The sequence below is a fragment of the Deltaproteobacteria bacterium genome, from assembly GCA_016208165.1.
Taxonomy (GTDB): Bacteria; Desulfobacterota; Desulfarculia; order JACQYL01; family JACQYL01; genus JACQYL01.
This window is the reverse complement of sequence record JACQYL010000052.1, coordinates 24920-37424: the sequence shown is the minus strand read 5'-3', so window position 1 is coordinate 37424 and position 12505 is coordinate 24920. Positions and strand designations below refer to the sequence as shown.

Below are 12505 nucleotides of genomic sequence, written 5' to 3'. Positions count from 1 at the left end.
TGTTACAATTGTTTCACTTTGTCAAGGATGAACATGGAGATGGAGCACATCTATGGGGTTGATACAAGAATATCGGTAGAGGGTACGGAGAAAAATACGCATAGACGCCCCGGAAGCTCCTCAACGCGTCATCGTTCCAAGCCGTGGTCGTCAAACTGTTCTTCGAACAATCCTGATTGCACGGGTGTTCTGCAAAAGCGTTGAGTAAAATAGACGAGCAAAGATTGAATTGGATATCCGCCAAGCGGTCCCGTCGGTGCGCAGCGTTTACATAGAGGCCCGGGCGATTCGCGAAACTCCGGGCAACTAGGAGCCAACCTGTTTATTGAACGTAATACATACTCAGTCCGGGCGTGGTCTTCGGATGCTTGGAAATTGAGCAAGTGATTCAGCGGTATATGCAACTAAGCGCTCAGAAACGGGACGCACCTTGCATACTCGGACAACACATGAACGGAAGCCGCCAATGAACTCCTCGTCTATAGAAAGCAGAGCGCGCCCGGACATGGCAAGTACACCCACATTCTTGCTTCAGGACGGGACGCCTTCCTTCGATTTGTTCCAAGTCGAGTGAAGATTCCGGCCATTGCGTGGGTATTCTTCACAAAGACTCCAGCCTACTTCCAGTTTTTCCACTAAATAGACGATACATCGCAAATCCGGTAGAGCGCCTTTCTTTTCGCCGGATGCGCCCTTACTCTTCCCGCTGACCGGCAGGAGCCTGCTCTCTCTTGTATATTGCTTTTCATGTTGGAATTTTTCATACGAAAGCTTGTCCAGAGCCTTGTTTTTCTAAAAGACCGCGTTATCTTTGTCCAACATCACACAGGGACTGAACCAGCACGCGTTGCCAAAAAAGGAGGGCTGTATATGCCACGCATCCTGTGCGGGCTTTTCTTCCTTCTCTTCTTTCTCCTCCGGCCGTTGATCGCCATTCCTGCGGAGCCCGTCATCAGCTTAAATCAACTGATCGAAGAGGCTTTGGCCGTCAATCCTCAGATCGGGGCGGCCCGCCATCGTGCCGAAGCCGCTCGACAGCAGATACCCCAGGCCGGAGCTCTGGATGATCCCATGCTCGGATTTGGCGTCCTGAATTTACCGGACAGTTTCGATTTCAACGTCGAGCCGATGACCACCAAGGAAATATCCTTGTCACAAAAAGTGCCTTTCTTCGGCAAGCGCCGGCTGATGCGAGAGGTCGCCGAAAGGCAAGCCGAAGCCTCTCAATCAGAGATCGACGAAAACGCCAACCAGGTGATCAAGGACGTCAAGCTGGTTTTTTACGATCTCGCTCATGTATACCGCGCCACCGATGTGACGCTTCGCAACAAGGCTATCCTTGAAGATTTTTCACGCTTGACCCAGACCCGCTACGGCCTCGGCCAGGGAATCCAGGAAGATGTGATCCGGGCACAGGTCGAGATCTCCCGCATGCTGGATGAGCTGCTGATGCTCGAACAGCGTCGGCGGGCGCTCGAGGCCAGAATGAACATGCTTCTGAATCGGCCTACGTCGCATCCTTTAGGTGTGCCTGAAGAAGTGCTTTTCGAGCCCCGTAATCTGGACATCGAACAGCTACAGCAGACCGCCCTCGACACAAGCCCCGTGCTTAAGGCCCTGCAGAACGAAGTATCGGCCGGCGTGAAAGGATTGTCTCTGGCGAATCGCGAGCGTTACCCCGATTTCAATTTCCGGGTGTCCTATGGTCAGCGCGATATCGACTCGGAGCTATACAGCGGTATGATCGAGATGAATTTACCGGTTTTCGCCAAATCCAAACAGAATCGAAAGGTGGATGAAGCGGCGGCCAGGCTATCGGCCCGGCAAGCCGAGTATACCGGAGCGCGGAACGAAATCTTCTTCGCCATCTCCGACGCGGCAACCATGGCCCAACGGCTTCAGAAGCAATATGAGCTGTATCGTACCGGAATTATTCCCCAGACCACAGTGCAAATCCAATCCGCCATGAGCGCCTATACCGTCAACAAGGCCGACTTCATGACCCTGCTCGACAGCCGTATGCGACTTTACCGCTTCGAGTTGGACTTCCATCAGGCCCTCACCGATTACGCCAAGAGCATCGCCGTCCTCGAGGCCGCGGTGGGGACGCCCCTGGTGCTTGGCAAGGAGCAAGAATAATGCGCTCTTTTCATTTCGTACTACTACTGATCTTGCTGGCCGTCGGATGGGCGCTTCTCGGACAGGCCGCCGATGAACATGCGGGCCATGCCCCCACGGCCCCGGCGTCCGGAGATAATAAGGCCCTATCCGATTTCGATGAACTCAAAAGCCTGGATGTCGGGCAACTCCAAAATAAGGGCAAGATGATCGAGTTGGCCCCGGGCAGCGTCCAGATATCTTCCGAAAGGCAGCAGTTGATCGGCGTCAAACTCGGAAAAGTAGAAACGCGGCCGCTGGAAAAGGTTATCCGCACCGTCGGACGCATCGAGTACGACGAAAAACGTGTCGGAGTTGTCTCGACCAAGATCGCCGGCTGGGTGGAAGAGCTTTATGCCGACTTCACGGGCCGTTTTGTAGCCAAGGGACAGCCTCTCCTTACGATTTACAGCCCTGAACTCGTGTCCACCCAGGAGGAATACCTTCTGGCGTTGAGCGCTCGTCGCAGCTGGGAAAACAGCCCTTACGCGGAGATCTCGGGCGCCGGCGATGTGCTGATCGATTCGACGCGCCGGCGTCTTCTGTTCTGGGACATCAGCGAAGACCAAATCGCGCAACTGGAAAAGAACGGCAAGATTCAAAAGACCTTGGCGCTGCACTCGCCGCTGAGCGGCATCATCCTGGAGAAGTCGATTTTTCGCGGCGCCTATGTCGATCCGGGCGCCACGCTCTTTAAAATCGCGGATCTTTCGGTAGTCTGGCTGATCGCGGATATCTACGAGTATGAGCTACCGATAATTCGATTAGGACAGTACGCCGATATCACTCTAGCTTCGGGAGAAGTTTTCCGGGGCAAGGCGGTTTACATCTATCCAGCCCTCGATGCACGCACCCGCACTGCGCGCCTGCGGTTTGAGCTCCCGAATCCCAAAGGCCAGCTGAAACCGGAGATGTATGCTGAAGTAGCGATTAAAGTCGATCTGGGCATCCGTAAAGCCGTTCCTGAAAGCGCCGTGATCGAAACCGGCGACCGCAAGGTGGTGCTGGTGTCCAAGGACGCCGGATATTTCGAACCACGGGATATCGTAACGGGCGTTCGAGCGGAAGGCTACTTCGAAGTGGTGCAGGGACTAGAGGCGGGCGAGACGGTGGTGACGAGCGCCAATTTCCTGATCGACTCGGAATCCAAGCTCAAGGAGGCCGTCGGGTCCGTCCACCAACACTAACGAATTAGCGAGGGATGTCCCGTGATCGAGAAGATAATTTCAGCCTGCGCCCGGAACCGCTTCCTTGTCTTCACCGGCGTCTTGCTGCTGGTTCTGGGTGGTGTTTACGCCATGCAGCACATCCCCCTGGATGCCGTGCCGGACATTTCCGACGTTCAGGTGATCGTCTACACACCCTGGGAAGGCCGCAGCCCGGACTTGATCGAGGATCAGGTAACTTATCCCATCGTCTCCAGTCTGATCTCCGCGCCCAAGGTAAAGACCGTGAGGGGCCTTTCCGACTTCGGCTTTTCCTATGTATATGTCATCTTCGAAGACGGCACGGATATCTACTGGGCCCGTTCGCGAGTATTGGAGTACATGCAACAGCTCACCGGCCGGCTGCCGGAGGGCGCGGTACCGGTGCTGGGCCCGGATGCGACCGGTGTGGGATGGGTCTACACCTACGCCGTGGTGGACGAAAGCGGACGGCACGACCTAGCCGAGCTGCGTTCCCTGCAAGACTGGTACTTGCGCTATGCCCTTGCCAGCGTTCAAGGAGTTTCGGAAGTAGCCAGCATCGGAGGCTTCGTCAAGCAGTATCAAGTCAACATCGATCCCAACCGTCTATCGGCGTATAATATTTCCATTCTGGACGTTATCAGCCGCATCAGGATGTCCAACAGCGACGTCGAAGGGCGGCTGATGGAATTCAGCGGCCGGGAATACATGGTGCGAGGCCTGGGATACCTGAAATCGGTGGAGGACATCGGCGGGATCGTAATGGGCAACCAGGGTGGCACCCCAATCCTGTTGCGTGACGTCGCAGAAGTAGTCGTCGGGCCGGACATCCGCAGGGGCATTGTGGAATTGGACGGTCTGGGTGAAGTGGCGGGCGGAGTGGTCGTGATCCGCTTCGGCGAAAACGCATTGAACGTCATCAACGCCGTCAAAGCGAAGATCGCCGAAATCGCCCCGGGATTGCCCGAAGGGGTCAAGATCGTGCCCACCTACGACCGATCGGATCTGATTCGCCAATCCATCCACAATTTGCAGAAAACGCTGCTGGAAGAGATCATCGTGGTCAGCCTGGTGGTGATCGTTTTTCTATTGCACTTCAGATCCGCCCTGGTGCCTATTTTCGCCTTGCCCATCGCCCTGATTATCTCCTTCATTCCCATGTATTTCTTTCGAATCTCTTCCAATATCATGAGCCTGGGCGGACTGGCGCTCTCCATCGGCGTGCTGGTGGACGCTTCCATTGTGATGGTCGAAAACGGCTACCGGCGTCTTTCAGAAGGCAGCGACGAGGAGCGTAAGAACAGCGTCGCTACGATCGTCAGTGCTTGTCAGCAGGTCGGACGGGGCATCTTCTTCGCACTGGTGATCATCATTATCTCTTTTGTGCCCGTATTCATGCTCGAGGCCCAGGAGGGTCGGTTGTTTCGTCCCCTCGCCTTCACCAAGACCTTCGCCATGGCCGCCTCTTCGCTGCTGGCCATCACACTCGTGCCCATCCTGATGATCCTTTTCCTGCGCGGCAGACGCCTAAGGCCCGAGGAACAGAACCCGCTGTCGCGCATTCTGAGGAGGATATACGCGCCTATCCTGGCCTGGTGCCTTCGATTCAAGAAGACCGCCATCGCGATCAACTTCCTGCTCATTCCTCTGGCGATTTTTCTGGCGCTGCGCATCGGCAGCGAATTCATGCCGCCGCTTTACGAGGGAACCATATTCTACATGCCGGTAACCAACCCAGGCATTTCGGTGACGGAAGCCCGGAACCTGCTCGCGACCCAGGACCGCATCCTGAAGAGTTTTCCCGAAGTCCTGTCGGTTTACGGAAAGGCCGGCCGGGCCGAAACGTCCACGGATCCGGCGCCGTTCAGCATGATGGAGACCACCGTGCAGTTGAAACCCCGCGACCAGTGGCGTAAGGTCGCTAGGGAGTACGACTTTCTGCCGGAAGGGTTACGTCCGGCCGCCAGACGCATCTTCGGCGCCGAGCGCTCCCTGAGTTTTAAAGAACTGGTGGAAGAGATGGATCGGCGCATGCAGTTTCCCGGCATGCAAAACGCCTGGACCCAGCCCATCCGGGCGCGCATCGACATGCTCAGCACCGGCATCCGCACACCGGTGGGCATCAAGATTTTCGGTCCGGATCTCAATACCATTCAACAGCTTGGAATCGCCGCCGAACAAATCCTCAAATCGGTGCCCGGGACTCGCAGCGTATACGCCGAGCGCGTGGCCGGCGGTTATTTCACCGATATCCGGATCAAGCGAGACGCCATTGCACGCTATGGACTGACCGTGGGCGATGTCCAGCAGGTGATCCAGTCCGCCATCGGCGGTATGAACATCACCCGCACCATAGAAGGTCGCGAACGCTACCCGGTGAACGTACGCTACATGCGCGAACTACGGGACGACATCGAAAAGATCGAGCGCATCCTGGTGCCGGTGAACATAACCGGCGCCGGCGGGGCCATGAATGCGCCCGCTGCATCCGGCGCGCAGGTGAGTCAGATTCCGCTGGCGCAACTGGCCGATATCCGCCTGACCAGCGGACCGGCCATGATCCGAGACGAAGACGCCATGCTGGCCGGCTATGTCTTCATCGATGTCACCGGGCGCGATCTGGGCGGCTATGTCGAAGACGCCAAGCAGGCCATCGCCGAAAAGCTGCACCTGCCCACGGGCTATTTCCTTTCATGGAGCGGACAGTACGAATTCCAACTGCGCGCTAAAGAACGGCTCAAAGTCGTGTTGCCGATTGTCTTTTTCGTTATTTTCATTTTGCTCTATATGACCTTCCGCTCCATTTCGGAATCGATCATCCTGATGCTGGCTGTTTTGTACGCCATGACCGGCGGGGTGATCCTGCAGTATCTACTCGGCTACAATTTCAGCGTGGCCGTGTGGGTAGGCTATATCGCTTTGTACGGCATCGCTGTGGAAACCGGCGTGGTGATGATCATCTACCTGCACGAAGCGTTGGACAAGCGATTGAGCCGTGGGTCGGTCAGTCAGGCCGACATCCTCGAGGCCACCGTAGAAGGCTCGGTGCTCCGCCTGCGCCCCAAGATCATGACCGTGGGCACGACCCTGATGGCCCTGGTTCCGATCATGTGGTCGGTCGGCGTAGGGTCCGATGTCATGAAGCCCATTGCGGCGCCCATCATCGGGGGACTGGTCACCTCCACGGTACATGTGCTGATCATAACGCCGGTGATTTTTGCCATGATCAAATCCCGGGCACTGAAAAAAGGAAAATTGAACATATCGGAATTGAGCCATTGAAACCGACAACCGTACCATCCGAGGAGGTATTATGTTCCAATCTCATTTGATCACGTTGTGTCTCCTGCTGACGCTGTGCCTAGCCGGCCCCGCACGGGTCGTAGCGCAACACAACCATGGCGCCGCGACCCACGAAACGGGAGCCATGACCACCCAGGACGTCTTGGCGGAAGGGGTTGTGATCAGTTTTTCCGTGATGGCCAACTCGGAGCACTTGAAGATGCTGCGCGAGATGAAGATGAAAGAGAACGTCGAGGCCGGAACCACCCACAACATCACCGTGGTGCTCAAAGATCAAAAATCGCAGCAGCCGATCACCGATGCAAGTGTCAGTATGCGCCTCATCGATCCGTCCGGAAAGGACCAGCTCAAAGCACTGACTTTCGAACCGTCGATGAACAGCTACGATGCTTATGTCAACATGCCCGTGAAAGGTCGATATCAGATCCTGGTGCTAGCCAGATATGGCGACCAGAAGAAGACAGGAGGCATTTATTACGACCTCCACTAGGTGGACTTATTTACTATCGGTTGCGGCTAACCACAACGGAGAGGGCGGCTGAGCCGTCCCCTTTCCTTGCATCGAACAAGCAGAAGATTTCATTCCTACCTGATCGGGGATCATTCCGGGGATTCTCCCATGGGGTTTTCCATGAGCTGCTCCACGGATTCTTCCATTCCCACGACTTCGTAGCCGGTCACATGTATTATTTTTCCTCTTTGGGTTCGTGAACTGAGCCCGATACTTCCAATTTCTTGTCGATCATGTTCATCAGCTCAGCGCCCTCGTCCTTCCCCGCAACCTCAAATTTGCCTTCGCTCTCGGTTGCGATTCCGGCAGGGGTGATTTTCTCTTCCTTGTTCCCGGCCGTTTCCACCACCGTGCCGGTAATCGTCCTTTCGTTTGCTGCGTCGGCCGCCGGACGCGGAAAGCCGATCCCGAATTCGCTTTCTGCCGTTGGCACAATTGCGGTATGATACCCTGCAATCTCGGAATCCATGGGCGGACCATTGAATGATGAGTCGAGCATAATCGAATCGAGTCGTCTTGTCCGATCGTTTAACCCCTCAGACGAGCAGGAAATCGGCAACCGAAATGAACGGTCTCAGCCCGGAAACCTATTTGGGTTTGATTGCCATTGGCTTGGGCGTCGGAACTTATGGGACGCTCATCGGGGCCGGCGGCGGCTTTGTATTGATGCCGCTGCTGCTCCTCTTTTTTCCAAATGAAACGCCGGAGAAACTCACAAGCATTTCTCTGGCGATCGTGTTTTTGAACGCCCTGTCGGGATCGGGAGCCTATGCCCTGATGCGGCGGATCGACTACAAGTCCGCGCTATTATTCGCTGTCGCCACCATTCCCGGGGCGATTTTCGGAGCCCTCAATACCGGCTTCATCCCTCGCCGTCTGTTTGACGTGATATTTGGGATCTTGCTTGTAGGCGCCGCGGTCTTTCTAAATCTCCACCCCGGAATGGCGGCAAAGGGCCGGACGGTTTATTTTTTTGACCATGACATGATGAGCCGTCACCTGAAAGAGACGGACGGAACCACTTTCGACTACGCTTTCAACCCCAAGGCGGGGGTGTTGCTGAGCCTGTTTATCGGGTACATTTCGAGCTTTCTAGGCATCGGTGGAGGCATTATCCATGTTCCCGCGCTCGTGTACCTGCTACACTTTCCCGTGCACGTGGCGACCGCAACTTCCCATTTGATTCTGGCGATCATGGCGTTTACGGGAACCGTTGTGCATATTTTGACCGGCACCTTCCCATATGGGGTCCATTATATGATTTCTCTGGGCATCGGGGTCCTGCTGGGTGCTCAAATCGGAGCCCGGCTCTCCCGGTTTCTCACCGGGAACTGGATTATCAGAAGCCTGGCGGCGGCGCTCGGGCTGGTCGGCATCAGAATCCTGTTCTTAGCTGTGTGAGCAGCCATTCGAAACTACGGGTTAGGGGTAATCTCACGTCCTTCAGATCGTTAATTTTAGCCATAGGCACGTCCTCTCTATGATATGGTTCGAACCCAACCTATCCGATCGGCCCACAGATCGCCATTCTGTTGGCTGTGTGGGGCCTCGCACTGTTTCCGGTTACCTTTTTTGTTTCCAGCGCCGTTACTGTTAAGGAGTGACGTTGTGCGTAGATGGAGCAAGCTCAGACTGATTTTTTATTTGAATATTCTGGCTGTTGCCTTGCTGCTCGTCTACAAGGTCTATCTGAATTTTTTCGAAGAGGACTTCGAGAGCGTCCATGCGCGACAGGTCGAACGTATCGAGGCGAAACTGAGTGGACGGTCCTCGTTCACGTTTGCGGTAGTGGGTAATATCAATAACTCGGTGGGCATCTTCGATCGGAAAATTATCCCCATGATCAACGGTCGAGGTGTGGATTTTGCCGTTTCGGCCGGCAATGCGGTCAGCAGCGGCGGGGAGGACAAATACCGGGCGATCTATCGAACACTGAGCCAATTGCAGATGCCTTACCTACTCACTTTCGGAGAGAACGAGGACAGCAGGCTCGGCGGTTTTCGGTTCTACGATCATTTCGGCCCTTATTTGTTTGCGTTTTCGGCCGGTAACAGCCGTTTCGTATTCCTGGACAGCACGGGAAAGACGTCTTGGGAGTGGCAGCTCCGTTGGCTCGAGGAAGAATTGGCCGTTACCTCAAGCGAGCATACCTTTCTCTTCTCCGGCCGTCCCGTCAGGCCCATCGACAGGAAAGGCGTATTGGACTTCGGCGACGACTATCTTCTCCCGGAGGAGGTCAGCGATCGATTCACGGCGATCATCGAACGTTTCAGGGTGGATGCGGTGTTCTCCGCCAACGTGCCGCTGTTCTCACGCGTACGAAACAAGGACACCGAGTATGTAGTGACCGGTGGAGCGGGCGGGTTGGTGCTCAACAACGAACGCAGCTATTATCATTATGTCGAAGTTGCCGTCCAGGGCGATCGTGTCGATGTCGCGCCCATCCGACTCGATATCGGTCAGCACCCTGTGTTTCGCACTCTGGAAAGCTTGTGGTTCTTCGTTCATTCCGTTTTTTATGTGGGCTACCTGAACTTTCTGCTCCTGGTAAGCGTTCTGATCGCCATAGCCATCTGGTTGTACGTCGCCGTCTTCACGGAGCGGAACTACTATCCCAATTTCGACCTGGAGCCTGAGCCGTTTCTGAGGCGCCCTCTTCGGGTCGCCATGTTCACCAATAGCTTTCTGCCCTTTGTCGGCGGTGTGCCGATATCCATCGACCGCTTGCGACGGGGGCTGAAAACACTGGGCCATCAGGTGTTGATTGCGGCTCCCAGCTACGATGCTAAACCGGAAAACAAGGAAGAGGAAGACACCTTGCGGCTTCCGGCGCTCATTCGGCTTGGTGAGAAGGGTGAGTTTCCGATTCCGAATATTTTCTCTTTGCCTATTTACCGGGCGGTGGCCGCCTTCCGACCGGATGTCATCCATTTGCATCATCCGTTCTGGCTGGGTAGAGCCGGTTTGTTCCTCGCACGGCGCCTGAAGGTGCCCGTGGTGTATACTTACCACACACGCTTGGAACACTTTGCCCACTATATGCCCTTGGCCCGAACGCTTTTCCGGAATCTGATATCGCACGCCCAGGTAAGGCGCTTCGCCAACCGGTGTGACGGTGTGGTAGTGCCTACCGAATCCGCGGAAGAGTATCTGCGCATGATTGGCGTCAAAAGCCCTATATTTGTGCAGCCTACCGGAGTAGATCCCCAATGCTTTCTCCATGTGGACAACGGCGAGCTCGACAAGCTTCGCGCTCGGCTCGGCATCGGCGATGAAAGGATACTGATCAGTGTATCGAGGTTGAGCAAGGAGAAGAATATCGATTTCATGCTCGATGCCATCCACGACCTCGCGAAGAGCTGTCATCTACCATTCAAGCTCCTGATCGTCGGCGAAGGCACGGAGCGTGACCACCTGCGAGAAAGAATCCGTCAACTGGGCTTGGAAAAACAGGTTTTTCTCCTCGGGGCGGTGCCTCCCGAAGAGGTACCCGCGTACTGTCGCCTGGCGGACATTTTCGTCTTCGCCTCGCGCGCCGAAACCCAGGGAATGGTGATTCTGGAAGCGATGGCAGCCGGACTGCCGGTGGTGGCGGTTCGATCGAGCGGTATCAATGATTTTATTCAAAACGGGTTCAACGGGTACACGACCAAGCTGAATGCCGGACTTTGGGGAGAGCACATTGAAAAGCTCCTGGCGGATTCCGCACTGCGCGAGCGGCTTGCCGCAAACGCGCGGGAATTCGCCAAGGTGTACAGTATCGAGAAATTCGGATACGAGATGACTCAAGTGTACGCTCGCGTACTTGCAGCGAAAGTGACATCGGCACTGAATTGACTTGAAATCGAGCGGTCTAGAGGGAATCCCTTCCTTCCCGTTGGTTCAAGTGCGCGATGTGAAGAAGCAACCGCCGGCCTTCGGCCAATGGAACACCATCATTCTATGTGAGGCGGTTGGCGCGCATCATCGATGCCCCGAACCATGCCGCTACAGGATCAGGGAACCGCGCCCGAAGCCGGATAACGATCATGCGTTTGCCCGCGATGGAGAGTGGCTTCAGTTCGTCGAGGAAAAAGGACTCGACCCCGCGTTTTCCTTTCGATCGTCCCTGGTTTGCTACGGATGTTTGATAAACGTCCCCTTTTCGTATTCCTCGAAAGCGATTTGCAGTTCCTCCTGGGTGTTCATGACGATGGGACCGTACCACGCGACCGGCTCACCAATCGGCTTTCCCGAAACCAAGAGAAAACGGACCGGAATCGCCTGGGTGGATATGGCCACCTCGTCGCCGTCACCGTATAGGATAAGACTCTCGGAACCACAGGCGCACTTCCGGTTCATATCGAAATAGTTCTCCCCAACCACTTCGTGGGCGAAGGGGTTTCGTTCCGGGTCAAAGTAACCTTCTCCTTCCACCACATAGGCAAACACCTTGTGTCCCCTCCGGATGGGATGCTTGAAGGTCGTTCCCGGCGGCGCCGTCACGTCCAGATAGGCGGGATCGACGACCACGTCCCTCACCGGCCCCTTCACTCCGCCGACCTCGCCGCAGATCACTTTCACACGAACCTCTCCATCGAGACTCACCTCCGGGATCTCCTCGCTCACAATTCCACGGTAGCGCGGTCCCATCATCTTGTGGGAGGCGGGAAGGTTCGCCCAGAACTGGAACCCCCACATGAGTCCGTTGTCATCGCCTTTCGGCATTTCCTGGTGAATGATGCCGCTGCCCGCGGTCATCCACTGCACGTCGCCCGAAGCGATGACCCCTTGGTTTCCCATGCTGTCCCCGTGTTCCACCCTTCCATGGATGACATAGGTGATCGTCTCGATCCCACGGTGCGGGTGCCATGGAAATCCCTTCAGGTAATGGGGCGGGTAGTCCGAATGGAAGTCGTCCAGCATGAGAAAAGGGTCGAACTGGGGAACCTGGTTGTAGCCGAAAGCCCGTTTCAGATGCACGCCGGCGCCCTCGATGGTCGGCTTGCTCTTCCACACTTTACTGATCATGCGCACGGATTTCATTTTTTCCTCCTATCGTCCAGGCGTGACAAATACCTGAAGGAATGTAGTTTGAATATGGAAAAAGGAAAATGAGGTGGATCATGTATTTTGGGAGTACATACCGCGTGACCAAGGGAGGCACATAAACGGACCTCTTTCAGACCACCAAAGAGAATGCCGGGCAGCATCTGAAAGATAGAGCATTCAGAGGGCGAATTGCTTGAACATTCAACGGATGCATAAAGAGGAGCCAACCATCGACGCAACTCTCATCAATCCGGTTACCAAATGAACAAAACCCCGCATCGACGATACGGGGCTTCGTTTTTCTCTCTGTTCCTAT

Annotated in this window: 8 protein-coding genes; 6 read left to right on the top strand and 2 right to left on the bottom strand. The window is 55.5% G+C overall.

Translation table 11 applies throughout. The features are described 5' to 3' along the window. Nucleotides 1-870 precede the first annotated feature (870 nt). The 4 genes from HY788_11130 to HY788_11115 are packed head-to-tail and all read left to right on the top strand — an operon-like array spanning nt 871 to nt 7137. On the top strand, nt 871-2139 hold the full coding sequence (locus HY788_11130) for a TolC family protein (protein ID MBI4774714.1): 1269 nt from the start codon (nt 871-873) through the stop codon (nt 2137-2139). Beyond that, nucleotides 2139-3344 carry an efflux RND transporter periplasmic adaptor subunit gene (locus tag HY788_11125; protein ID MBI4774713.1) on the top strand — a complete coding sequence of 402 codons (1206 nt, stop codon included), beginning with the start codon at nt 2139-2141 and terminating at the stop codon, nt 3342-3344. Before HY788_11130 ends, HY788_11125 begins: the two co-directional genes overlap by 1 nt. 21 nt (nt 3345-3365) lie before the next feature. Continuing rightward, nucleotides 3366-6626 carry an efflux RND transporter permease subunit gene (locus HY788_11120; protein ID MBI4774712.1) on the top strand — a complete coding sequence of 1087 codons (3261 nt, stop codon included), beginning with the start codon at nt 3366-3368 and terminating at the stop codon, nt 6624-6626. Nucleotides 6627-6657: 31 nt separating this feature from the next. Then, nucleotides 6658-7137: a FixH family protein gene (locus HY788_11115; GenBank protein MBI4774711.1), complete on the top strand. Its 480-nt coding sequence runs from the start codon at nt 6658-6660 to the stop codon at nt 7135-7137. 196 nt (nt 7138-7333) lie between these two features. On the opposite strand, the gene HY788_11110 is transcribed toward HY788_11115, so the two are convergent. After that, complete coding sequence (locus tag HY788_11110) at nt 7334-7657, bottom strand: hypothetical protein (protein MBI4774710.1); 324 nt, start codon at nt 7655-7657, stop codon at nt 7334-7336. 65 nt (nt 7658-7722) lie between these two features. Between HY788_11110 and HY788_11105 the strand changes: the two genes are divergently transcribed. Next, nucleotides 7723-8559, top strand: coding sequence for a sulfite exporter TauE/SafE family protein (locus HY788_11105; protein MBI4774709.1), 837 nt, complete (start codon nt 7723-7725; stop codon nt 8557-8559). An 84-nt stretch (nt 8560-8643) separates the two neighbouring features. Continuing rightward, entirely contained in the window at nt 8644-10995 is a 2352-nt protein-coding gene (locus HY788_11100; GenBank protein ID MBI4774708.1) for a glycosyltransferase, read from the top strand. A 279-nt stretch (nt 10996-11274) separates the two neighbouring features. Here the strand turns inward: HY788_11100 and HY788_11095 are convergent, their stop codons facing one another. Then, nucleotides 11275-12183: a pirin family protein gene (locus HY788_11095; GenBank protein ID MBI4774707.1), complete on the bottom strand. Its 909-nt coding sequence runs from the start codon at nt 12181-12183 to the stop codon at nt 11275-11277. Nucleotides 12184-12505: the final 322 nt, after the last annotated feature.